Source organism: Gammaproteobacteria bacterium (assembly GCA_040183005.1).
GTDB lineage: Bacteria > Pseudomonadota > Gammaproteobacteria.
Genome location: JAMPIW010000007.1, coordinates 255,351 through 279,491, shown reverse-complemented (window position 1 = coordinate 279,491; position 24,141 = coordinate 255,351). Strand labels below are relative to the sequence as shown.

The 24,141-nt window shown below is 56.4% G+C and carries 15 protein-coding genes and 1 pseudogene; 7 read left to right on the top strand and 9 right to left on the bottom strand.

Annotated elements, in window-relative coordinates:
* Window positions 1-80: 80 nt before the first annotated feature.
* The 3 genes from M3A44_07195 to M3A44_07185 form a co-directional block, all read right to left on the bottom strand.
* Window positions 81-854, bottom strand: a complete 774-nt coding sequence (locus tag M3A44_07195; GenBank protein MEQ6341434.1) for a dienelactone hydrolase family protein — start codon at window positions 852-854, stop codon at window positions 81-83.
* Window positions 855-1,033: 179 nt separating this feature from the next.
* Complete coding sequence (locus tag M3A44_07190) at window positions 1,034-3,181, bottom strand: FAD-dependent oxidoreductase (protein ID MEQ6341433.1); 2,148 nt, start codon at window positions 3,179-3,181, stop codon at window positions 1,034-1,036.
* A 258-nt stretch (window positions 3,182-3,439) separates the two neighbouring features.
* A complete protein-coding gene (locus M3A44_07185) occupies window positions 3,440-3,910 on the bottom strand; it encodes a YbaK/EbsC family protein (protein MEQ6341432.1) in 471 nt (156 codons plus the stop codon).
* Window positions 3,911-4,241: 331 nt separating this feature from the next.
* Between M3A44_07185 and arsS the strand changes: the two genes are divergently transcribed.
* The 3 genes from arsS to M3A44_07170 are packed head-to-tail and all read left to right on the top strand — an operon-like array spanning window position 4,242 to window position 6,511.
* A complete protein-coding gene (arsS, locus tag M3A44_07180) occupies window positions 4,242-5,207 on the top strand; it encodes an arsenosugar biosynthesis radical SAM protein ArsS (GenBank protein MEQ6341431.1) in 966 nt (321 codons plus the stop codon).
* 2 nt (window positions 5,208-5,209) lie between these two features.
* On the top strand, window positions 5,210-5,890 hold the full coding sequence (locus M3A44_07175) for a TIGR04283 family arsenosugar biosynthesis glycosyltransferase (protein ID MEQ6341430.1): 681 nt from the start codon (window positions 5,210-5,212) through the stop codon (window positions 5,888-5,890).
* Window positions 5,891-6,511, top strand: a complete 621-nt coding sequence (locus M3A44_07170) for a TIGR04282 family arsenosugar biosynthesis glycosyltransferase (GenBank protein ID MEQ6341429.1) — start codon at window positions 5,891-5,893, stop codon at window positions 6,509-6,511.
* 36 nt (window positions 6,512-6,547) lie between these two features.
* Here M3A44_07170 and zipA read toward each other — a convergent pair whose 3' ends face one another.
* Together zipA and smc are read right to left on the bottom strand one after the other, a co-directional pair.
* A complete protein-coding gene (gene zipA, locus M3A44_07165; GenBank protein MEQ6341428.1) occupies window positions 6,548-7,348 on the bottom strand; it encodes a cell division protein ZipA in 801 nt (266 codons plus the stop codon).
* A gap of 32 nt (window positions 7,349-7,380) precedes the next feature.
* The gene (gene smc / locus M3A44_07160; GenBank protein ID MEQ6341427.1) at window positions 7,381-10,893 is read right to left on the bottom strand and encodes a chromosome segregation protein SMC; all 3,513 of its coding nucleotides are present in this window, start codon (window positions 10,891-10,893) and stop codon (window positions 7,381-7,383) included.
* Between the two features lie 97 nt (window positions 10,894-10,990).
* On the opposite strand from smc, the gene M3A44_07155 reads away from it, so the two are divergent.
* Entirely contained in the window at window positions 10,991-11,572 is a 582-nt protein-coding gene (locus M3A44_07155) for a mechanosensitive ion channel family protein (GenBank protein ID MEQ6341426.1), read from the top strand.
* 19 nt (window positions 11,573-11,591) lie between these two features.
* Here the strand turns inward: M3A44_07155 and M3A44_07150 are convergent, their stop codons facing one another.
* On the bottom strand, window positions 11,592-14,297 hold the full coding sequence (locus tag M3A44_07150; protein ID MEQ6341425.1) for a PD-(D/E)XK nuclease family protein: 2,706 nt from the start codon (window positions 14,295-14,297) through the stop codon (window positions 11,592-11,594).
* 157 nt (window positions 14,298-14,454) lie between these two features.
* On the opposite strand from M3A44_07150, the gene nhaD reads away from it, so the two are divergent.
* From nhaD to M3A44_07135, 3 genes and pseudogenes are all read left to right on the top strand, one after another.
* Window positions 14,455-15,918 carry a sodium:proton antiporter NhaD gene (nhaD, locus tag M3A44_07145; protein ID MEQ6341424.1) on the top strand — a complete coding sequence of 488 codons (1,464 nt, stop codon included), beginning with the start codon at window positions 14,455-14,457 and terminating at the stop codon, window positions 15,916-15,918.
* 374 nt (window positions 15,919-16,292) lie between these two features.
* Window positions 16,293-18,314 (top strand): annotated as a pseudogene (locus tag M3A44_07140) (EAL domain-containing protein).
* A gap of 89 nt (window positions 18,315-18,403) precedes the next feature.
* Window positions 18,404-18,520, top strand: a complete 117-nt coding sequence (locus tag M3A44_07135; GenBank protein MEQ6341423.1) for a hypothetical protein — start codon at window positions 18,404-18,406, stop codon at window positions 18,518-18,520.
* A 137-nt stretch (window positions 18,521-18,657) separates the two neighbouring features.
* Here M3A44_07135 and parC read toward each other — a convergent pair whose 3' ends face one another.
* From parC to M3A44_07120, 3 genes are all read right to left on the bottom strand, one after another.
* On the bottom strand, window positions 18,658-20,907 hold the full coding sequence (gene parC, locus M3A44_07130) for a DNA topoisomerase IV subunit A (GenBank protein ID MEQ6341422.1): 2,250 nt from the start codon (window positions 20,905-20,907) through the stop codon (window positions 18,658-18,660).
* A 230-nt stretch (window positions 20,908-21,137) separates the two neighbouring features.
* Entirely contained in the window at window positions 21,138-23,027 is a 1,890-nt protein-coding gene (parE, locus tag M3A44_07125; protein MEQ6341421.1) for a DNA topoisomerase IV subunit B, read from the bottom strand.
* 107 nt (window positions 23,028-23,134) lie between these two features.
* Window positions 23,135-24,025, bottom strand: a complete 891-nt coding sequence (locus tag M3A44_07120; protein MEQ6341420.1) for a pentapeptide repeat-containing protein — start codon at window positions 24,023-24,025, stop codon at window positions 23,135-23,137.
* Window positions 24,026-24,141 lie beyond the last annotated feature (116 nt).

Sequence of the window (24,141 nt, the reverse complement as noted above, 5' to 3'; positions counted from 1 at the left end):
TAATGCGGCACGCGGCCAAGGGATAGTGAAAAAAAAGGGCTATAACCTGACTTTTTGGGGGTGCTTTCGGCCAGACAGTTTCAATCAGTAAGATGCCGCGCCAGAAATTCCTCGGTCTTGCGCCAGGCTTCGTCGGCCAACTTGCTGTCATAGGCACTGGTTATGGGGTTGGCAAAACCGTGATCGGCATCGTATTGCGTGACGCTCAACGGCGCGGTACCCGCTTCACGCAGCGCATCCTCGAAAGCGGTGACCTTGACCGGGGTAATCCAGGCATCGCGCTTGGCGAAAATCCCCAGCACCGCACCGCCCTGTAACGTCCGCAAGCGCGCGAGATCCGTTATTAAAGGGCCATAGTAAATCACTGTGGCGGATACCGCGCCGGGATCTTGCAGTGTCGCCCACAAGGCCTGCCCACCACCGTAATCCCAGCCTAGCGTGGCAAGTTTGCGTCCTGGCGCTTTCAGATAATCCAGGCCGGCACGAAGGTCGGCATTGACGGATTCCTGGTCAACCGAGGTCATGATCTGCGTTGCCAGCACGGGATTATTGGAATAACGGCCATCATAGAGATCAACCGCCAGCGCTCGATAACCCAGACCAGCGAAACGATCCACCCAACCCTTGACGTAATCGCCCAGACCGCGACGATCATGAAGTATTAATATTCCGCGCTTGGCGTCTTCCGGTCCGGCGACATAGGCATCAAGCGTTGTGCCATAAGCAGTGGTCAGCACCACCCTCTTGCCGCTCACCGCGGCACTGACAGCCTGCGGTGCATCAGCAGCATAAAGGCCAACGGAAAAGCCGCCCAGAAAACAAAATAAAAATAACCGCATAACGTACCGGAACATCGCATATCCCCAAAAACCATGACCGCACCGGCTTTCACGATACCACGGTATTTTGCAACGAAACAACCCGTGGTTAAAGTCCGGTGCGCGCCCCTCCCCGGCTTAGTACCACGCCTGGATAGGTTCTTTGGTGTGCTTTGCCATTTCATGCTGATTCACCAACAGATCAAACAAATACCCTACCCGCCGCACCGCCACGCATGAAACCGTGCAAGAGCGCGCAACAACCCCTGCGGGGCATGGGCCCGGCGCCAAGCGCCGGCAGCGTATTTGTTGGCTTCCGCCAGCGTCGGATAGGGATGCACAGCGCCCAGGATCTTGTTGAGTCCCAGACCGTGCTTCATGGCCAGCACGAATTCCGCCAGCGACTCACCGGCATGGGCACCAACGATGGTGACGCCCAGAATCGTGTCCTTACCGGGCGGGGTAAGCACCTTCACGAAGCCGTGAGCCTCCTCCTCGGTGATGGCGCGGTCCAGATCTGCGATACCGTAATGAGTGACTTCGTAGGGAATGCCGCGCGCCTGCGCCTCCTGCTCATTGAGTCCGACGCGCGCCACCTCCGGGTCAGTATAGGTGACCCACGGGATGACGCGATAGTCCGCCTTGTATTGCTTGAACGGGCTGAACAGGGCGTTCACCGCCACGTACCAGGCCTGATGGGCGGCAGTATGGGTAAACTGGTATGGCCCGGTAACGTCACCGCACACATAGATATTGGGGTAGTTGGTGCGCAGATAGGGATCAGCGGCGATGGTGCCGTTATCAGCAAGACATACGCCCAACTCTTCCAGGCCGAAGCCCTGCACATTGGCTCGGCGACCCAAGGCGACGAGCAGCTTGTCGAACGGAATTTGCACCTCGTTGCCATGATGTTTGCAGATCAGGTATCTGGCTTCTCCCTCGGTGCGTACAGCGAGCGGATTGTGGTCGAGCAGGACTACGACGCCCTCGGCGCGCAGGCGTTCGGTGATGAAGAGCGAAACTTCATCGTCCTCCTTGTTCATGATCCGATTCGAGCGTTCCACCAGCGTGACCTGCACTCCGAGGCGCTGAAAGGCCTGGGCCAGCTCACAACCTATTGGCCCACCGCCCAGCACCAGCAACTGCCGTGGTCGTTCGCGCAAATCCCATATTGTGTCCGAGGTGAGATAACCTACATCTTCCAAGCCAGGGATAACAGGTACAGCGGGCCGTGCGCCGGTGGCGATGACGATATTGCGGGTGGTGAGCACGCGCCCATGCACCTCCACCTCGTAGGGCGAGCGGACACGCGCCTCACCCTGTATACAATCAACGCCCAGGGCGGTGTAGCGCTCCACCGAGTCATGGGGCGCGATCGTCTTGATCACCCGCTGCACGCGCTCCATCACATCCGCAAAGTCATAGTCCACCGTCGCCTTCTTAAATCCGAACTGCTGGGCACGGTGCGCATAGGACAGTATCTTGGCGGAACGGATCAACGCCTTGCTGGGTACGCAACCGGAATTTAAACAATCACCGCCCATCTTGTGACGCTCGATCAGAGCCACCTTTGCCTTCACCGCAGCGGCAATATAAGCCGTCACCAGACCGCCCGAGCCGGCGCCGATCACGACCAGGTTGTAATCGAAGCGCCGCGGCCGGGGATAGCGGCTCAACACCTGCCTGCCCTTTACGTAACCCACAGTCTTCTTCGCAACCAAGGGGAAAATGCCCAGCAGGGCGAAGGACAACAACAGACTCGGCGACAAGATACCTTGCAGGGAATCGAGACGCGCCAACTGGGTGCCCGCGTTCACATAGACCAGGGTAGCCGGCAACATGCCCAGTTGGCTCACCCAGAAGAAGGTAGTGGTGCGAATGGCGGTGAGCCCCATCACCAAATTGATCACGAAGAAAGGAAAGATGGGGATGAGACGCAAGGTAAAGAGATAAAAGGCCCCTTCGCGCGCCATACCCACGTCTATGGCACGCAGACGCTCACCAAAACGTGCACGCACCACATCCCGGAATAAAAAACGTGCGGAGAGCAGTGCCAATGTCGCACCGACAGTGCTGGCAAAAGAGACGACAATGGTGCCGGTCGCGAATCCGAACAAAGCCCCACCCGCGAGGGTCATGATCGTCGCCCCAGGCAACGAGAAAGCGGCCATGGCGACATAGGCCCCCATGTAGATGAGCAGAGTGCGAAGCGTGTGCTGCTGATAGTAACCGGCAAATGCCGTTTGTTGGGACTTGAGGTAATCCAGGGTGAAATAGCGGCCTACATCCTGCGTGAAGAACACATAGACTACGGCAATAGCTACCGCCACCAGAAACATCTTCGCCAGCATCCGCATCTTCATCAACCCTTACCCCACTGCTGTTTCGTGCCAAGAATACCGCATCGGACACAGCAATGCCTGCCTCTTGGGGCCTGCCAAAGTTAAGGGGATCGTAGCGAGCGCGAAGCACCCATCAAGGGCGTAATACCTGCCCTTGGGGCAAAAATCAGAAGAGTGGGAAAACGAAGGCGTTTTTTCGCTACATGATGCAGGGTGAGTTAATGCCTGCGTAACCCACCATGCGTCGCATAGCGACACAACGCATGTTTAATGAGCTAATCACATGTGCCGGCTGAATCGCCCATGCTTAGCATAGGACAGCAACCCCCGGAATTGTTCGCCGCTCATGTGAATCAAGTCCTCGTGGCTGCCCGCTTCGAAATAGATATCCGGCTGTTCCGCGAGACTGTCATCCCAGATCATTTCAACCCCATAGGCTGCGCCTAAGGGCGGTATCGCGCCGGCTTCACAATCTTTAAACAATGCAGATATTTCGCTTTCAGTCGCCAGGCCCAGCCTGCGTTGCAGTGCGCGATGCAACTCCCCCATTTCTAGTTTATGGGTGGAGGGCAGAGCGGCCATGAGATAGCCGCCCTCATCTTCCAGCAAAACCGCTTTCGCCAAACAGTCTCCTGAAATATGGGCTATTTGCGCGGTTTGCATGCTATTTTGTGTGCGGGGATGCGAGATCAAGTCATATTTGATCCCTTTGCGCATCATGTAACTTTCGAGCGTATGAGAGATGGTCATGGCGGCTTCCTCCATGTATGGATTGCCAGAAACATTGAGGGGGGAGCGTAGGACTATTCTCCACCCGAGGTGAGGCGGTATTTATCAGGTACCTTTAGAGGTTTATGATACTTTTTTTTTGAAAAGTCAAGGGCTCTGAAGCCCCGCACGACTGTTTTTAGAGCGTCGTGGCGAGCGCGGAGCACCCATGAAGGGCGTAATACCTGCCCTTGGGGCAAAAAAATGGATCCTCTTTCATTTTTACGGTAGATTCGTCCTGAATCCTCTACGCCTGAGTGACCACTGCCGGCACCAATGCCGTGGCTTTAATTGTGAAAAAAGGAATGGCTGTATGCATGCAACCTTACCACTCCTGAAACAGACCAACTTTCCGCCGCTGCGCCGCGCACGGCTCGAAACACTACAGGTCAACCTGGGCTACCGCTGCAACCAACAGTGCGTGCATTGTCATGTCAACGCCGGGCCGCAGCGCAAGGAGACGATGGCGCGGGAAACCATCGACGATGTAATCTCCTTCATGCAGACAGCGGGCTTGCCCACACTGGACCTGACGGGCGGCGCACCGGAACTCAACCCTCACTTCCGTTACCTGGTGCAACGCGCCCGCGATCTGGGTATGCGCGTGATCGACCGCTGCAACCTCACCATCATCGAGGAACCGGGGCAAGAAGATCTCGCCGGGTTTCTCGCTGCGCAACAGGTGGAGATAACAGCCTCGCTGCCATGTTATCTCGAAGAGAACGTCGATCAGCAGCGCGGCAAGGGCGTGTTCGAGGCGAGCATTCGCGCCCTGCGCAAACTCAACACACTGGGATATGGCCAAGAGAACACCGGTCACGTTTTGAACCTGGTCTATAACCCGCAAGGCCCCACGCTACCGCCGCCGCAAGCGCAACTGGAGGCAGACTACAAGGAACACCTCAGCGAGCACTACGGTATTGTTTTCAACCGCCTCTACACACTGGCCAACATGCCCATCCAGCGTTTCGGCAGCATGTTGGTGTCGAAGGGCCAGTTTCACAGCTATATGGCTCTGCTGCGCGCGGCCCACCAGGATGCCAATCTGGAAGGGGTTATGTGCCGCACGCTGCTCAGCGTGGACTGGCAAGGCTATGTCTACGACTGCGACTTCAACCAGATGCTTGGCCTGCCGCTGCGGCGCAATGGCAGGCCGCGCGCGCACATCAACGATCTGGTTGGGAACGATTTGCAAGATGATCCCATCGTGGTTGGCGATCATTGCTACGGCTGCACTGCCGGCCAGGGTTCAAGTTGTGGCGGCGCGTTAAAGAGTTAATCATGGGGAAACGCCACATCTCCATCATTGTGCCAACACTGAATGAGGCGCACGGCATCACCGCCACCCTGACTCCCTTGCAAGCGCTGCGTCAGGCCGAACACGAGGTCATCGTGGTGGATGGCGGCAGCACAGACGACACTGTGGTGCATGCCGCGCCGCTGGCGGATCGCCTGGTGACAGCACCACGCGGGCGCGCCCGCCAGATGAATGCTGGAGCTGCCGCAGCAACGGGAGACGTACTGCTGTTTCTGCACGCCGACACCATGCTGCCCCTCGATGCCGCGGCACACATCACCGCCGGCCAGAGTCACCACTGGGGCCGTTTTGACGTGCGATTAACGGGTGCCCACCCCCTGCTGCGCATCGTGGAGAGCATGATGAACCTGCGCTCGCGCCTCACGGGCATCACCACCGGGGACCAGGCGTTGTTCGTGGAGCGGGCCTTATTCCTGGCGGTGGGTGGATTTCCCGAGCAGCCTTTGATGGAAGACATCGCGCTGTCCCGGACATTAAAACGTTATGGTCGCCCCCTGTGCCTGCGTGCCAAGGTCACCACGTCGAGCCGGCGCTGGGAACAAAACGGCGTGTGTTCCACCATCCTGCTCATGTGGCGCCTGCGCCTCGCCTACTTTCTGGGCGCCGACCCGGCGCGCCTGGCCCGCCTGTACCATCGCCCTTAAATGGACTCTGTGCATATTCTCGTCTTCGCCAAGGCCCCTGTCGCAGGGCAAGTAAAGACACGCCTGACCCCCGTACTCAATGCCGAAGCGGCGGCGCGCTTGCACGGTGAATTGATGCTGCACACGCTGCATACGGTATGCGCTGCCAACGCCGGCAATGTCGAATTGTGGTGCGCACCTGATACGCAGCACCCGTGGTTCGCGGCATGCCAGGCACACTATCCTGTCACCTTGCATGCACAGCAAGGTGACGGCCTGGGAGAGCGCATGCGGTATGCCGCCACCATGGCGCTGTGCCGAGCCACAGCGGTGATTCTCGTCGGCACCGACTGCCCGACATTGTGCGCCGAAGATTTGCACGCGGCCCAGAAGGCGCTGCTCACGACGGATGCTGTGCTGGGGCCAGCCACAGATGGCGGCTACTGGTTATTGGGGTTGCGACACCACGATGCGGCGTTGTTCCGCGATATCGAATGGGGTAGCGAACAGGTGCTGGCTGTTACGCGCCAGCGTCTGCGCGCCCTCGGCTGGACATGGCACGAACTGGCGACACGCTGGGACGTAGACCGACCGCCTGATCTTGAGCGACTCCAGGATGAGCACAAGCTCTGGACCCAATGAATCAAGCCTGGGGTGGCCCGCTCCGCTTGATCCTGCTTACATCTGATTGACTGACTGGCAGCCACGCTGATATTCCGCAATTTCTTCTCGTTGCTTTTCCAATGCCTGCGCTGTCAAGATCGTGCGGCGGCCATCACAGACTTCGCCACCAAGTGTTGTGGCCAGCCGTGTTGCAATGCTGTACATCCGATCAAATGCAGCCAGACCATCAATAGGGCCGGGCAGACGAAGAAACAGGGTCAAGCCGGGCGTGGCGGCATTTTCTATGACGTTGATGTCAAAGCTGCCCGGGTTAAGCGCATTGGCAAGACTGAAAAGTGGCGCGCCGTTATACATATAGTGAAAAATCTGCATCTCGCCGAATAGCAGGCCCGCGTCGTGCATGGCGTTGAGAATAGCCGCACCGTGGAACACGTGACCCTGATGCGCCATGATGTTCAACACCACGATCAAATCTTCGGGCACCTTGTGCGAATTCGTTGCCGGTGGCGAGTCCATGGATGGACGCCGCGCCTGCGCTTCCTGCACATCCTTGTCCATCGGAGGTTGAGCAACGCTGGGAGCAGTTGCCGATGCGATATCGTCAGAAGTCGATATGGAGAGGTCTTCAGCTACATCCACACTCAGCCCATGCCTGCCAGAACGAGAGGTGATGATGGGTGTTATCTCCCAATCTTCTTCTGCATTGAGTGAATCGTGCGCAACCTTATCGGCGCTGGACTGGTGCGGCGAAGCAGAAACATCTGCCCCAATAACGCCCTTGTTCTTTTTCTGGCCTGGACGCCACAGCAGCAATACTACCGCAACCGCACCGGCACCGCCGAGAATCGTTAACATGCTTTCCGGATCCACTTACAAAACCCTCCTGCTTAACCTGTTGCAACCATTTTAACTGCTTCTTCCACATCAACCGCGACCAGACGTGATACGCCGGGTTCGTGCATGGTGACGCCAATCAACTGATTGGCCATTTCCATGGTGGCCTTGTTATGGCTGATATAAATAAATTGCACGCGCTCGGACATTTCTTTCACCAGCTTGCAGAAGCGCCCGACATTGGCCTCATCGAGCGGCGCGTCCACCTCGTCCAGCATGCAAAACGGCGCGGGATTCAGCTCAAAGATGGCGAACACTAATGCCACCGCAACGAGCGCTTTTTCACCGCCAGACAGAAGATGAATAGTGCTGTTGCGCTTGCCGGGAGGACGCGCCATCACCGTGACCCCGGTATCCAGCAAATCTTCCCCGGTCAATTCAAGATAGGCTTCTCCACCACCGAACAGACGCGGGAACATGGCTTGCAGGCCGGAGTTGACTTTATCAAAGGTCTCTTTGAAGCGGTCGCGGGTTTCTCGGTCGATCTTGCGTATCGCGTTTTCAAGCGTGGTGAGCGCCTCGCTCAGATCGGCATGCTGGGCGTCGAGGTAGTTCTTGCGTTCCGACTCCTGGGCAAATTCTTCTATCGCCGCCAGATTAATCGCCCCGAGACGGCTGATCTGTTGCGCTATACGCTCCACTTGCCCTTGCCAGTCAGTGTCCGCCGCGCCCTCCGGCATCCCGGCAAGCAACACCTCCATGGCGAAATCGGATTCGCTGATCTGCTCCTGGAGGGTTTCGCGCCGCACCTTGACCTCCTGCCAGGCCATACGCAGCTTATCGAGATCACCTTGTCCCTGGCGAATCTTTTGTTCTGTCACATTGCGCTGCTCGTTCAACTGACGCAACGCGTGATCACACTCTTCCACACGGCGGCGCGCCTGCGCCAGTTCCGACTCCACGGCAAGGCGCCGGGCCAGCATCTGTTCAAGTTCCGCAGCCAGGTCTTCCAGGGGCTGGCCACCCTCCTCCACAGCCATGCTCAATTCCTCGCGGCGGTGGGTCAGTTGATTAAGCTGATCCTGCATGCGGCGCAGCCTTTCCTGGGTGGATGTGATCTGTGCGCGCACTGTTTGAATGCGCAATGCAATTCCGTGCGCCGCATCGCGATCAGTGCGGGCCTGCGTGCGAATCTGTTCCAGTTGGCGACGATGCTCGTCACGGCTGCGTACCAGCGTGTCGCGATGCTGGGCATGAGCTTCGGCTGCGGCCAAGGCATCATGCAATCGCATGCGCACCTCTTCCATTTCCTCTGCGCCACCCTGCTTTTGCGCGAGTATATCCTCCAGCTCGATACGCAGGCGGTTGTTGCGCGCATTCATTTGCTCCAGCCGGGCCTGCTTGCCGCTAAGTTGCGCCTGCGCCTCGGCGCGGCGCTGGCTGGCGGCGCTCAACGCTGCCTGACTCTGATCGCGCGCCGTCTCAAACGATTTTAGATGTGTGGCGCTGCCATGCTGCATCTGCTCGATCTCGTCGATACGCGCGGCCAGTTCCTCCATTTGCAGCGACAGGTTTTTGATCTCCTGTTCACGGGCCAGCACCCCGGCCTTCTCATCCACATCGCGCACCACGCGCAGCCAGTTGGCGCCCAGCCAGATCCCCTCGCGGGTAATCACTGATTCATGCGGCGCAAGATGTGAACGCAGCGCCAGTGCCTGGACCATGTTATCCGCAGCATAGACACCCGCCAACAACGCATCCAGCCGCCAGGGCGATTGCACCTTGCCAAGTAAGGGCGCAGCCAGCGCGCCATGATTCACCGGAACCAGCGCCGTCACATCGAACGCCCCCATACTGCCGCGTTGAAGAGTATCCAGCATGGCGGCAACGCTATCCATGCCTTCTACGCAAACAGATTCCAAATGGAGGCCCAGCACATGCTCTACTGCGCGCTGCCATTCCGGTTCAACGGTCAATCCCTGGGCCAGGCGTTGCTTATCTCCCAAGCCGTGCTGTTTGAGCCAGGAGGTTACCGCGCCCGCGCCCTTGCCCAAGGCCTGCTGCTGAAGGGCTTCCAGCGAGCTGTGGCGCCCTTTCATGCCTTGCAAGCGGCCACGCTCGGTGTTCAGCTCGCTGGCAAGACGGTTGTGATTGTCACGCTCCGTGGCAATACGCGCCTGATGGCTTTGCACCTCCTGCTGCAACCGCTCCACGCGCTCATCGAGCTCCTCACGCTGCTCGCTGAGCGCGGCAATCTCCTCTTCCAGCGTTGTGGTTGACAGCCCGCCCCGCTCTTCCTCAAGGCGCACCAAACGCTGTTCAAGCTGCCGCTGCTGCTGTTCCAGATGCTGAATACGCGCGCGCTCCACTTCGGCGGAACGCACCTGGGCGCTGGCTTGGACGTTGAACTCATCCCATTCATGTTGCCAGGCGTGTTGCGCGGCTTCCGCCTCGGTCAAAGCAGCAGCAGAGATGCCTTCGGACTCCTTGGCTTGCGCGAGAGACAGCTCGTCATCCTGGAGCGAGTATGTATGTTCTTCAATGAGTTGGCGATCATTGTTAAGGTGATTTTGCGCTTCACTCCAGGACTGTTCGATACGAGCCAGTTCACGTTGTTCTTGCTGACGCGTCTCTTTGGCATGGTGCAAGGCCTGCTCCAGGCGCGCAATGTCCGCACCAACGCTGTAAAACTGTGCTTGTATCTGACTAAAGGCCTCGCTTTGATCAACGTGTTGCTCACGTTGCTGTTCAAGTGTGGCCTCGATCCGGCGCAATTCGGCAAGCTGCGCCTCCAGGGCTGTTTCCTGGGACTGAATGCGCCGTTCCTGCTCGTGCAGATCAACATCGAGCACCCGCCAGCGCAACGCCAGTAATTGGGCCTTGAGCAAGCGCTCCTGCTGTTTCAACTCCTTGTACTTTTCAGCGACATTCGCCTGCCGTTGCAGGGTTTGAAGCCGTTTCTCAAGTTCATCCCTTATGTCATTTATTCTGCTCAAGTTTTCTTGTGAATGGCGCATCCGCGTTTCAGTCTCGCGGCGGCGTTCCTTGTACTTGGAGATGCCGGCGGCTTCTTCAAGAAAAATGCGCAGTTCATCCGGCTTGGCCTCGATCAGGCGCGAGATCATCCCCTGCTCGATAATCGCATAGCTGCGTGGACCCAGCCCTGTGCCGAGGAAAATGTCGGTAATGTCACGGCGACGGCAGCGTGTGCCGTTGAGAAAGTAAACGGATTGCCCATCACGCGACACCTGACGTTTCACGGCTATTTCGGCATACGCCGCATACTGGCCGCCCAGGCTACCGTCGCTATTATCAAAAATCAGCTCGATAGAGGCCTGCCCCACCGGCTTGCGGGAGGTGGAGCCATTGAAAATAACATCTGCCATGGAATCGCCACGCAGATGTTTGGCCGAGCTTTCGCCCATCACCCAGCGCACCGCGTCGATGGTGTTCGATTTGCCACAGCCGTTCGGCCCTACGATACCAATAAGGTTTCCAGGAAGATGAATCGTGGTGGGATCGACGAATGACTTGAAACCGGCGAGTTTGATCTTCTTCAGGCGCATTGAACGTCAGGCATCACAATATAAAGCGGGTAGTATACAAGACAACCCAATGCGGGTGAGAATGCCGTGACACAAACAACAACGGCAAAATAACCGCATGATTGAGAAGTTATTCACAGAAGCAGCCCGCCTCACACCGACATTTTTCGCCGCCATAGGCATCTTTCTCGCCTTCTGGTTCGCCGCCAATGTCGCCCGCACGCTGTTGCGCGGCATCGGCGCGAAGGCCGACCAAGGTAAAAACGATGTCTTCAACCTGTTGGGCCAGATAGCCAAAGCCGTGCTGCTGATCACCGGCGGTATCACGGCGCTGGGCACACTCGGGGTCAACGTCACTGCAATGGTGGCCGGATTGGGCTTGACCGGTTTCGCATTGGGCTTCGCCCTCAAGGACGCCTTATCCAATCTGCTGGCGGGCATATTCCTGCTCATCTACCGCCCTTTCAAACGCGGCGATCAGATCACGGTTGCGGATTTCAGCGGGACCGTAATCAGCATCGACCTGCGCTACACCACCTTGCAGGGAAACGAGCAAAAAATCCTGATCCCCAACTCCGTACTCTTCACCAACGCCATCGTACTTGATGAGGCAGGCAAACAAAGAATACAGCCAGTGTCCGCAGCGAAAATCATAAGGGATGAGCCTGCCGATGAAGACCAAACGTCATCCGACATCTGACGCCATAGCACAGGGATCGTTAAACTTCATTCCCCACCACTTGCGCGTCATCCGCAAGCCCTAATCCATCATGTTCATGAATACGACACAGCGGTGTAAGCGCGCAGAATTTGCATGTCTGTGGCGGATTTTTCGGGCCAACCGGGGCATGGCCGGTGCGAAACGCTGCACCCAGGTTGTGCAGCGTAACCTTCCACCCCTCGACGAGGCCATTCCATGAAGATATATTCTCAATCTCGCCGATAGCCGTTATGCCGGGGGCTATTCCGTCATATTGCGCCAGCCCTTTGAATTTCATGTCACTGTTTCTGACTTGCGCAAACATCAGCGCCGCCACCTCTTGCTCATTAAAGGCGCAATACAGAGGCAACTGGGGTTCGTCCGGGCGCTCACCAAACCAGCCGTTTATATTTGAAATGCCTGTCTTATAATCGATGATGACCTGCCTACCGTCCGGCAGTTGGTCAATGCGGTCGATACGGGTGGTCACGTTAATCCCGCCAACTTGCACAATACGTTCCTGTTCCGGCTCAAACACCGTAAAAGGCGCACGCTGTTTTTCCAGCGCCAACCAGGCTGTGACGAGCCTCTCCAATCTATTCTTTTCCAGCTCCGTGAATTTTTCAGTGAAGGTAAGCCGCCGTTTTCCTGCCATAGCGCCAACAGCTGCTGCAACGGCCTGCTTGACGATATCGTTTATCGTTTCATCGGAAGCACTGCACAGCTTTTCGTGCGAGTGAAGTTTTTGCCACACCTGCTCCAATGACGAGTGCAAAAGCTGCCCTCGTTCCATGGGATTCAAGCCGATCTGGGTGGTTGCCAATGGCCGCGCGCCCAGGCGATATTCGGCAAAGGCGCGAAATGGGCATGCTGCTTGTTGCTTGAAAATTCCGGTGCCACCGGAGGCCAGCGAGCCCTCCGGCAACGAAGGGGCCTGATAATCTTCCATACTCTCGATGTCCGCAGACTGGTGCGTGACAGCTACATAGGAAGTTATTTGCGCCACGCTCATATAGCCCGGCACCACCCCCGGCGCGGCTTCTTCCAGACCGGCAATGAGCGGTGAGGGGCGCAGATGGCGATCGCCGTCGCGCTGCGGGTAGCTCATCACCACTTCCGGAGCACTGGCGAGCAACCTTTCTGTCATGCGCCGGGCGAATGCCAGTTCGCGCGCCGCAGAGGCATGTGGCAGGCTTTGAGTGCGTTGCAACGAGAGCGGCAGAAATGGATTGGGGCGTGGCGGCGTCGGCCATACCTCGTCGTGCAACCCCATCACCCAAAGGTGGTCAAAGTGCATCCCCGCCGCCTCCATCACACCCAGGATCTGTATCGGGACATCCATCCCCTGCGGCTGAAACAGCGTGTCGGCGGCCATCTTCCGCAGACCGGCCAGCACCTCATCGAGGCTTTGCCTAGCCACCACCTCATCCAGCCGCGCATAATCCGCCAGCAACTCGCGCCAGGCCATTGCCGTTTGATGTTCATGGCTGCTCAGCGAACGTTCACCTGGCCAGCCCATGGCCACCAGCAAGCGAGGGAATGTTGCCGCCCATGCACTGGGAGGCTGATGGCGCGGCAAGGTATGCATTACCTCGATACACTGCTGCAGGCGCGCGCCGAGCAGCGGGCAGGCATCCGCTGTAATGGCGTGGCGCTTTATCTCCTCCACGCTGACCGTCAACTCGCCAAAGCGGCGTAACCGAGCATCCAGCAGTCCCCTGCGCGTCATTTCCTGCTCGCTCCCCGCCAAAAACGGCGAGCACAACAAGGCGCCCACCTTTTCCAGCGGCAGCTTTCCCTGCGCCATTTCGATAATCAGCAGGGCGGCATTGATGAGGGGCTGATCGGACAAGGGTGTACCCAGGGAGATATTGTAGAGCGATACATCCTCTGTCTCACCGGGCAAGATGGAGTCAGGCAACAGCACGTCATTAAAAATTCGCGCCACCTTTTCCCGTAGTGTAGCCAGGTCGTGGATGACCACACCTATCGCCCCGCCATTCCCCTGTTCCTCCAGCAGATGGCGCGACCAGCGCGCCGCAGCAATAATCTCAGCATCGGAATCGGCAAATCCAACGCGCCGCGCCCGGCTCTGAGGGAAGGTCGGCAGTTGCACTTCGCTCACTTCACTGCCTGCCGCCCGCAACGCCTCGAAAAGGGCTTGTTGCTGTGGCGTCAACTCATCGAACCCCGCCAACAGGAGATGGCGTGGCGCCTTCAATGCGCCGGCGTGAATCTGCCACGCGATAAAATCCGGCAACCGGGCATTCTCTATCCATCCAGACACACGGCGGAGCTCTTCAAAAGACCGCGCCCATCGCTGGAATGTCAGGACATCCTCATTGAAGACATTATTCCTGCCATCAAGCGTGACCTTCCATTGCATGAGCAATGCCCACGCCTCCAGCGCGTCCTGTGCCGTAGCGGAGACGCGCAATAGCCCCCGCCCTTCCGGCGACTCGGCGATGATCCGTTCCCACAACGTCAGTTCCTGGTGGGAATTTAGCAGCGTGGGACTTTCTCCCATAGCGGCGCTCTCCGCTATATCATCCCAACACCGTCCCAGCCAGGCGGGCAATGGCAGAATGTCGGCGCTTCGCCATGCCGTGCGCCCTTTTGCCTCTTGACGGGCATCAAACATACAACACAAATGACGCGTCAGACGCCTGTTGGCGGTCAATAATGTTGCACCCTGCTCAAGCGCGAAGAAAATGTCGTGCATCATAACGAATGAGTAAACCAGACTCCTGGATTGGGCGACACAGCCACGGCAGACAGGGTAACATATACAACCATCTCAACATCTTTCGCATAGATACGCGCAACCACCATCAGACAAGCAAAAAACAACCCCGCGCCCAACTCTAAAGCCAATGTATTTAATGAAAAATAAAGTCTATCTCATTATTTTAAAATCATTTTTATTTTTAACGGGGCTTGCCTGCGCTGGTGTTGCATTTGCCGCAAATACTGGCGGAGAAGGCGCCTCCCCACTCGACCTCACCGGCACGGGCTTTGGTCTGCTGGCGTTGTTGCTCTTCGTGATCGCCTACGCGCTGGTCATTAATGAAGAATTCCTCCATCTGCGCAAGTCCAAGCCAGTCATCGTCGCCGCCGGGGCGATCTGGATGCTGGTGGGGATAGCGTATGCCGTACACGGGGACAAAATCACCGCTGGCGAGGCCCTACGCCACAACATTCTTGAATACGCCGAGATCATGCTGTTTTTGCTCGCTGCGATGACTTATATCAACACCATGGAAGAGCGTGATGTATTCAATGCCTTGCGCGCCAGAATGGTGTCCGCTGGTTATTCCCTGCGTAAAATCTATTGGATATCCGGTGTAATGGCTTTCTTCATCTCATCCGTCGCTGACAACTTGACCACCGCCCTGCTGATGGCGGCGATCACGCTCGCGGTGGGCACCGGTTATCCCGGCTTCATCGTGGTGTCGTGCATCAGTATTGTAGTGGCCGCCAATGCCGGGGGCGTATTCAGCCCATTCGGCGACATTACCACGTTGATGGTGTGGCAAAAAGGCATCGTCAAGTTTCATGAATTCTTCGACTTGTTTCTTCCGGCGCTAGTGAACTGGCTGGTGCCGGCCGTACTCATGTCGTTTGCCATCCCGAAAGCACAGCCCATAGCCATCAGTGAACGCATCGAGGTTAAACAGGGAGGTTTCGTCATCATTGGCCTCTTTGTGTTTACCCTGGTCATGACTGTATCCTGCCATCAATTCCTGCACCTGCCACCTGCACTGGGCATGATGACTGGCCTGGGTTTGCTGCAAATCCATGGTTATTTTCTGAAACGGAATGACCAAAACAGGCAACGCACCCTACCATACCAGCCCGAACTGGAACCCCTTGGACTTGATATCTACACCAACCCGCATGACCGCCCCTTCGACATTTTTAACAGCCTGCGGCGTGTCGAATGGGATACCTTGTTGTTTTTCTATGGGGTGATTCTGTGCGTAGGCGGGTTGGGCGCACTGGGTTATCTCACGTTGCTGTCACAAACGATGTACACCGATCTTGGCTCTACCACCGCCAATATTCTGGTGGGCCTACTGTCCTCCGTGGTGGATAACATCCCCGTCATGTTTGCCGTACTCACCATGAACCCGGACATGTCTCATGGCCAGTGGTTGCTGGTGACCCTGACTGCCGGGGTAGGCGGTTCACTGCTGTCGATAGGCTCCGCAGCAGGCGTGGCGGTGATGGGCCAGGCGCGCGGCACTTACACCTTCTTTGCCCACCTGAAATGGTCCTGGGCGATTGCGCTGGGCTATGCGGCCAGCATTTGGGTGCATTTTTTATTGAATGCGGATTTGATGTAAAGATGCAAATATTCTACATGATATATTGCGCCGTATTTTTGTAAGCAAATGCCTATTTTTTTGTAATCACCTAATTTAATATCCATAATATTTTTGTGTATATATTTTGAAGAAATCATTTAATTGCATAATTATTAAAACAAAAACATCAGGCAACATTAAAATCACAGTCTCTACCCCATTCTTTTTGTCTCACATTGGAGACGCGCATTATTAATGCGCAACGCTTAAAAAAAGCCATCATAGCGAGTACAGTAACTTACTTATCAAAGAACTTTCTTGGGATCTGAATATGAGACCTTCTAAAGACTCTAATTTGGATGCCTTAAAAAATGCCGGCTTTTCCAACACACCTGGTATCGAGAAAACAGGCCATGAATAAAATCAGGTTTGAAGACGACATTGCCAATACAATTTTCTCAGCGAATCTTGCCGACCATATTAACAAAGAATTTAACGCCTTTCTGCAACTCACCGATGATGATATACAGTTAACAAAGCGTTACCATCACCACTTTCTGGAAGGTGCCGCCTGTTTCTCGAAGATCTTTTACGATTACCTTCTGTCTTCCCCGGCAACCGCCACCATATTAAAAGACTATCAGAGCGGCGGCAACTCGATTTCGACGCTAGTAGCAAGCCAATTACAGCACCTCTCAACCTTTCTTGATGCGAATATAAATGATGAGTCCGCCGCGCAATTGATGCATATCGGCAAGATTCATTACCAGGCCAACATTGCACCAGAATGGGTGATGGGAGCCTACCGGCTCTATCTGGACCACCTGCTATCCATCATCAGTGCTGAAAGTGAAATTCTTGAGGAGTATCGCAACCCACTCACCGCAGCACTCATCAAACTGTTATTCCGTGACATGGGGCTGATGCTGAAAGGCTACTGGGATAACGCATTCCAGGCATTGCAGGAAGAGCAGCGCAAAGTCGGGGAATTGCAAGTTCAGGTCTCCAGCCTGCTGGCGAATATTCCGCAAATATTATGGTCTGTCGATGTGGCTCAAAACCGGCTTTTGTATATCAGCCCCAACACGCGGCAAATTTGCGATATCGACATGGAGACCCCCATTCCATGCCTTGACAACACCATTATGGAGGACAAGGAAAACATTCAGCTGGCTTGGCAACAGGCACTGAAAGGCGAGCGCATCGAAGTGGAAAGCAGGATGCACACGGCAACGGGGGACCCGCACTGGTTCCGCAGGGTATTCAATCCCTTTTTCGATACTAACGGTAATGTGGTGCGTATCGACGGGCTGATGGAAGATATCACCGAATCAAAACAAGCTATCGAGCGCCTGCAATATCTGGCCACCACCGATGTTCTAACCGGGCTTGCAAATCGCACCTTGTGGTATGACCGCCTTAATCAAGCCTTGGTTACGGCGCGCCGCAAAGAGGGGCAGGAAGTGGTGTTGATGATTCTCGACCTGAACAATTTCAAAATCGTTAACGACACGCTGGGGCATGCCACTGGGGATGAGATATTGTCCCAGACAAGCCAACGCTTACGCGCGGTGCTGCGCGAATCAGATACCCTGGCGCGTTTGGGGGGCGACGAATTCGCGGTGTTGCTACCCGATGTTGCACATGGCAAGGAGGCGGCGGAAAAGATTGCCAAAGCTATCCTTGGCTGTTTTGCGGAACCATTCCACTGCGAGGCACACGAAGCTCATGTAGGCACGTCCATAGGCATAGCGGTATTTCCTGAGCACGGCCTGGACGCCAAAATCCTGATGAATCGCGCCGATGCAGCGATGTATGAAGCTAAAAGCAAAGGCGGAGGTTTCCAGATCTATCGTTCCGAGTCAGACATCAATAATGGACAACGTCTGCGGATATCGGCCGACCTCAGACATGCGCTGGAGCATAAGCAGTTTGTGCTGCGCTATCAGCCGAAAGTGGACATCAAAACCGGAAAAATCCACAGCGTTGAGGCATTGTTACGCTGGCGCCACCCCCATTATGGCCTGATCAATCCCGCGGATTTTCTTCCCTTGGCGGAACGCACCGGCATGATCAATGAAATCACACAATGGGTACTAAGCAATGTATGTTCCCAGCAAAAAAAATGGCATGCATCAGGGCTGAGTTTGCCGGTCACGGTAAATGTCTCGGCGCGCGCCCTTCACGACCCCCGAGTGGTCGAGAATGTCGCAAAGATCTTGCATGCCAGAGGGGCGCCAACAGCCAGTTTAGGGCTTGAAATTACTGAGGCCGTACTAATGTCCGCCGCCGCACATGGCGATCACAATCTAGAAAGGTTAAACGAATTGGGACTAGCCATTTCTATCGACAATTTCGGCGTGGGTTATTCTTCCCTTTCTTACCTAAAAAAGATGCCGATACAAAGTATAAAAATCGACAAATCCTTTGTGAACGGCATGGAAAGCAATGAAAGCGACGCTACTATCGTGCCTCAACTATTGAGCTTGGCCATAACCTGGGGTTCCAGGTGGTGGCGGAAGGTGTGGAAAGCAGCAACGTATGGGAGTCACTTGCAAAAATGGGCTGTGATTACGCCCAAGGCTTCTACATCAGCCACCCGCTATCGGCGAATGAGTTGCTGCGCTGGACGCAGCATTAGAGAACCTCTGATTCCATTTCCAAATCAATCGTGGAATCGTAGGGTGCGTTCCACGCACCACAATCATTGGTGCGTGGAACGCACCCTACGATATTTCACTTTTTATTGCGAAACGGAATAACTATCTGCCCGCCCTGCTACTCCACACTGACCTTATCAACGCGCTGAAACCCCCTGGGCAACAGACTGCCGCGCCTGCCACGCTCACCCGCATAGTGCTCCAGATCAGCGGGCTTCAAGGTGAAATGGCGTTGCCCGGAGTGGATGGTCAGATTGCCGTCACGCGACACCACTGCAATCGCAACGACAAACTCCTCGCGTGCGGCAACCTTCGCCGAGGGAACACCAATGATCTTGTTGCCCTTACCCTTGGTCAGCGCAGGCAACTCGCTCACGGGATGAAGCAGCAGATGGCCGGTGTTGGTGATGGCTGCTACGCGATCGGTGTCCGCTTGCTTAATCAATATCGGCGGCAATACCCTCGCACCCTCGGGCAGGGTCAACACGGTCTTGCCGTTTTTGTTTTTGGCGTAAAGCTCGTCCATCTTCACGACAAATCCATAACCGGCATCGCTGGCTATCAGATAAAGATCTTCCGGGTTGCCGATAATCACACTGGTAAACGTGGCGCCCGGTGGCGGGCTAACGCGCCCGGTCAGCGGCTCACCCTGGCCACGCGCGGACGGCAGGCCATGGGCAGGCAACGAATAGCTGCGGCCAGTGGAATCGAAAAAAACGGCAAGCTGATTGCTGCGTCCTGAGCAAGCCGCGAGGAAGGTATCGCCCGCTTTGTAACTGAGCGTTGTGGGATCGATGTCATGACCCTTGGCGGCGCGTACCCAGCCTTTTTCCGAGAGCACCACCGTTACGGGTTCCGTGGGGATCAGTGCCGTTTCGTCCATCGCCTGAGCCGCGCGGCGTGTGACTAGCGGCGAGCGGCGTGCATCACCGTATTTTTCCGCATCTTCCATCAGCTCTTTGCGGATCAGCGTCTTGAGGCGCTGTGCCGAACCCAGTGTTTTTTCCAGGCCATCGCGTTCGGCAGCCAGCGCATCCTGCTCGCCACGTATCTTCATCTCTTCAAGCTTGGCAAGATGCCGCAGCTTCAATTCGAGAATCGACTCAGCCTGCATATCGCTGAGCGCGAAGCGTTCCATCAACACCGCCTTGGGATGATCCTCGTAGCGGATGATGGCGATAACCTCATCGAGATTCAGATAGGCGATCAGCAAGCCATCAAGGATATGCAACCGTTGCAGAACCTTGTCCAGGCGGTATTGCAGGCGGCGGCGAACCGTGGTGGCACGGAAGGATAGCCATTCGCTAAGTATGACACGCAGGTTCTTCACCTGCGGCCGTCCATCTATGCCAATCATGTTCATGTTGATGCGATAGCTGCGCTCCAGATCGGTGGTGGCAAACAGATGCGCCATCAGCGCCTCCACGTCGACGCGATTGGAACGCGGCACGATGACCAGTCGCGTGGGGTTTTCATGATCGGACTCGTCACGCAGATCTTCCACCATCGGCAGTTTCTTGGCATTCATCTGTGCGGCGATCTGCTCCAGCACCTTGGAGCCAGACACTTGATGCGGCAAGGCGACAATTACAACGCCATCACCTTCCTTCTCGTAACGGGCGCGCATACGGACACTGCCGTGGCCGGTCTGATAGATACGTAGGATATCCTCACGTGGGGTGATGATCTCGGCATCGGTGGGAAAATCCGGCGCTTGAACGTGCTCGCACAATTGTTCAACCGTTGCATTCGGTTCATCCAGCAGACGAATGCAGGCGCTCGTCACTTCGCGCACATTATGCGGTGGGATATCCGTGGCCATACCTACCGCGATGCCCGTCCCGCCATTGAGCAGCACGTGCGGCAGGCGCGCGGGCAGTAGCGCGGGCTCGTCCAGTGTGCCGTCAAAATTGGGAACCCAGTCCACGGTGCCCTGCCCCAACTCAGCCAGCAGCACCTCGGAAAACCGTCCCAAACGGGCCTCGGTGTAGCGCATAGCAGCGAATGACTTGGGATCGTCCGGCGAACCCCAGTTACCCTGTCCGTCGACCAGCGGATAACGGTAGGAAAAGGGCTGCGCCATCAGCACCATCGCCTCGTAACAGGCGGTATCGCCATGCGGATGAAATTTACCCAGCACATCACCCACGGTACGCGCCGATTTCTTGTGCTTGGCGGCAGCGGACAGACCCAGTTCGGACATGGCATAGACGATACGCCGCTGCACCGGCTTGAGCCCATCGCCGATATGCGGCAGAGCGCGATCGAGAATCACGTACATGGAATAATCCAGATACGCCTTTTCGGTGAATGCCTTGAGTGGAAGGCGTTCGATGCCTTCGTAGCTTGTTTCAGGAGTATTCGTCATGGTTTACCAAATCAGGGATAGAGTACGTTTCACACACCACATGAAGCCGTTTTTAGAATCATCCTAAAAACTCAGTTGTCCACGAAAGTCACAAAAAAACACGAAAATATTCAAATACATACATATAGCGATTTTACTTGCCACTCATCCAGTGAATTGCCGAAACAATCCATGCTTTTGTTTTATTTCGTGACAACGTGTTTTTCGTGGACAAAAAGCGGTTTTAAGGATCACACAACCTCCGCCAGATCACCCTTCAGCTCCAGCCACGCCTTGCGATCACCCGCGCGTTTTTTGGCCAGCAGCATGTCTATGAGACTGTTGGTGTCGTCATCCGCCTCGATGGTGAGTTGCACCAGACGGCGGGTGTCGGGGGCTATGGTGGTTTCACGCAGTTGCAGCGGGTTCATCTCACCCAGTCCTTTGAAGCGCTGTATGCTGACCTTGCCTTTAACCTTCTCTGCCGCGAGGCGATCAAGTACGCCCTGTTTCTCGGCGTCATCCAGCGCGTAGAAAATTTCCTTGCCGACATCGATGCGGTACAGCGGTGGCATGGCGACAAACACGTGCCCCGCCTCGACCAGCGGCCGGAAATGGCGCAGGAACAAGGCGCACAGCAACGTGGCGATGTGCGCGCCATCGGAATCGGCATCGGCAAGAATGCAGATCTTGCCATAACGCAAACCATCGATTTTATCGACACCGGGTGTCGCGCCGATGGCCACGGAAATATCGTGTACCTCCTGCGAGGCCAGCACCTCGTCGGAACCGACCTCCCAGGTGTTGAGGATTTTGCCGCGCAACGGCATGATCGCCTGAAACTCGCGGTCACGCGCTTGTTTGGCGGAACCGCCCGCAGAATCTCCCTCAACCAGAAACAGTTCGGTACGTTTAAGATCCTGAGAGGTGCAATCGGCTAGCTTGCCGGGCAACGCAGGACCGCTGGTGACCTTCTTGCGCACCACCAGCTTGCCGGCGCGCAAGCGGACCTGGGCATTGCCAATGGCATATTGCGCAATGCGCTCGCCCATTTCGGTGTGCTGGTTGAGCCACAGGCTGAAGGCATCTTTCACTACGCCAGAGACGAATGCGGCACACTCGCGCGATGACAGCCGCTCCTTGGTCTGGCCGCTAAATTGTGGATCCTGGAGCTTCGCCGAAAGGATGTAGCTGCACCGATCCCACACATCTTCCGGGGCCAGGCGCACCCCGCGTGGCAACAGGTTACGGAATTCGCAGAATTCGCGAACAGCCTCGGTGAGGCCTGTGCGCAATCCATTCACATGCGTACCGCCCTGCGCAGTCGGAATCAGGTTTACATAGCTTTCGGCGACCACCTCGCCGCCTTCCGGCAGCCACACCACCGCCCACTCGGCGGCTTCCTTGTTGCCTTCCATGCGCCCGATAAACGGCTCATCAGGCAGCAGCAGCGCATCTTTCAGTTCATCGAGCAGATAATCCTTGAGGCCGTCCTGATATTGCCACTCGGCCTTCTCACTGCTGGCTTCATCAAAAAAACTCACCCGCAGACCTGGGCACAGCACCGCTTTGGCACGCAGGATATGTTGCAGCTTCGACACCAGGAATTTCGGCGTGTCAAAATATTTGGGGTCTGGCCAGAAACGCACTGTGCTGCCGGTACTCTGCTTGCCCACCTGGCCAATGACCACAAGATCGGATGCCTTGTCGCCATTGGCAAAAGCCATGTGATATTCCTTGCCGCCGCGCCGCACCCATACATCAAGCCGCTGTGACAGAGCGTTGACCACCGACACGCCGACGCCGTGCAGACCTCCGGAGAAGGTGTAACTTTTGTTGGAAAACTTGCCACCCGCGTGCAGTCGCGTGAGGATCACCTCCACACCTGGCACGCCTTCCTCGGGATGGATGTCGACCGGCATACCGCGGCCATCGTCCTTCACCTCCAGCGAACCGTCCTTATAGAGGATCACCTCGATGGATTTGGCAAACCCGGCGAGGGCCTCATCAACACTGTTGTCGATCACCTCCTGGGCAAGATGATTGGGGCGCGTGGTGTCGGTATACATGCCGGGGCGCTTGCGCACCGGGTCGAGACCACTCAAGACCTCGATAGCGGCGGCGTTATATACAGTACTCATGTTTTTGAATATCTCGAAAAGTAAGCGGAAAACACTGCAATGGGCGGGAAAGCTACTGAAAATATGCGCTCAAGTCAAACCCTGAAGACGGCGGCATGGCGCATTAACTAGTGAATACAACGGCCTAATGATCCTTTGGCGCAGGCGCTTTTATCTATCCAAATGGCGTGATCGAGCCGCGCGCCCTCAAGATTCGCCCCCTCCAGCCTGGCGCCCGAGAGATCCGCATATGAAAGATCCGCCCCTTGCAACTTGGCATTGCGCAAATCGGCGTTGCGCAGGCTGACGCCAAGCATCACCGCCCCTTGCAGATCCGCCGCACGCAGATCAGTGATGCTCAAGGTGGCAAAGGACAGGTCGCTGCCTTTAAGCTTGCCCTCGCGCAGCGACGCCCCACTCAGATTCACATTACGCAACTTGGCGCCGGTCAGGTCGGCCTTATCCAAGTGTACGCCTTCCATCCGGCAATCGCTCCAATTAACACCCGGGTGCGCCGAGACCGTGCAATCCCATGCCGCGTTCTCCGACGCCGGCTGCGACAAAAACAGCAACCCCGAGACAAACAAGACTATGCCGCCGATCACGATGGCGGCCCATTTACCGTTAAACCGGGCCGCCTGTCCCGCATCCCTGCCGGCTTTGGCGGTACGATGCCGGACCACCTCGAGCGGTTCCTGCTGCCTGCGATCACCGCTACGCCGGCTCACCCCCTCAGGCACTACATCATTCGGGCCACGCCGCTCACGCAGCCGCTCATCAGCCCAACGCCGTGCCGCGTGAAGGCGTTCCTGCGCGAGCGGATCATTAGGGTCGGCCCGCATCGCTTCGGGGATCAATTCGGGCATGGCGCTTACTGGCGCCCACATCTCCCGATCTTGGCTCAACTCATCATCCAGACAGATGCGCCCCAGCAAGATATAGCGCGAAACCAGGCCCGCGGAAAAGGGACCCCTGATTTCGCCGCCACGGCGGATATACCACAAATGCTGATTCTGCATGTCACGTTTCATCCTGTTGAAACAAGTGTATGGAATTATTCCAGGTTTAGTCTATACTGACTTTGTAGCCGCTGCCCGACAATTGGAGGTGTATTTGCGATGGCAAACAGATTCGT

What these genes read in the sequence shown, in the direction of transcription:
- zipA (MEQ6341428.1), bottom strand. Translation starts at nt 7,348, where the DNA reads ATGTTAACGATTCTCGGCGGTGCCGGTGCGGTTGCGGTAGTATTGCTG.
- nhaD (MEQ6341424.1), top strand. Translation starts at nt 14,455, where the DNA reads ATGAAAAATAAAGTCTATCTCATTATTTTAAAATCATTTTTATTTTTA.
- M3A44_07185 (MEQ6341432.1), bottom strand. Translation starts at nt 3,910, where the DNA reads ATGACCATCTCTCATACGCTCGAAAGTTACATGATGCGCAAAGGGATC.
- M3A44_07190 (MEQ6341433.1), bottom strand. Translation starts at nt 3,181, where the DNA reads ATGAAGATGCGGATGCTGGCGAAGATGTTTCTGGTGGCGGTAGCTATT.
- arsS (MEQ6341431.1), top strand. Translation starts at nt 4,242, where the DNA reads ATGCATGCAACCTTACCACTCCTGAAACAGACCAACTTTCCGCCGCTG.
- M3A44_07150 (MEQ6341425.1), bottom strand. Translation starts at nt 14,297, where the DNA reads ATGATGCACGACATTTTCTTCGCGCTTGAGCAGGGTGCAACATTATTG.
- M3A44_07155 (MEQ6341426.1), top strand. Translation starts at nt 10,991, where the DNA reads ATGATTGAGAAGTTATTCACAGAAGCAGCCCGCCTCACACCGACATTT.
- M3A44_07195 (MEQ6341434.1), bottom strand. Translation starts at nt 854, where the DNA reads ATGTTCCGGTACGTTATGCGGTTATTTTTATTTTGTTTTCTGGGCGGC.
- parC (MEQ6341422.1), bottom strand. Translation starts at nt 20,907, where the DNA reads ATGACGAATACTCCTGAAACAAGCTACGAAGGCATCGAACGCCTTCCA.
- M3A44_07175 (MEQ6341430.1), top strand. Translation starts at nt 5,210, where the DNA reads ATGGGGAAACGCCACATCTCCATCATTGTGCCAACACTGAATGAGGCG.
- M3A44_07120 (MEQ6341420.1), bottom strand. Translation starts at nt 24,025, where the DNA reads ATGCAGAATCAGCATTTGTGGTATATCCGCCGTGGCGGCGAAATCAGG.
- parE (MEQ6341421.1), bottom strand. Translation starts at nt 23,027, where the DNA reads ATGAGTACTGTATATAACGCCGCCGCTATCGAGGTCTTGAGTGGTCTC.
- M3A44_07170 (MEQ6341429.1), top strand. Translation starts at nt 5,891, where the DNA reads ATGGACTCTGTGCATATTCTCGTCTTCGCCAAGGCCCCTGTCGCAGGG.
- smc (MEQ6341427.1), bottom strand. Translation starts at nt 10,893, where the DNA reads ATGCGCCTGAAGAAGATCAAACTCGCCGGTTTCAAGTCATTCGTCGAT.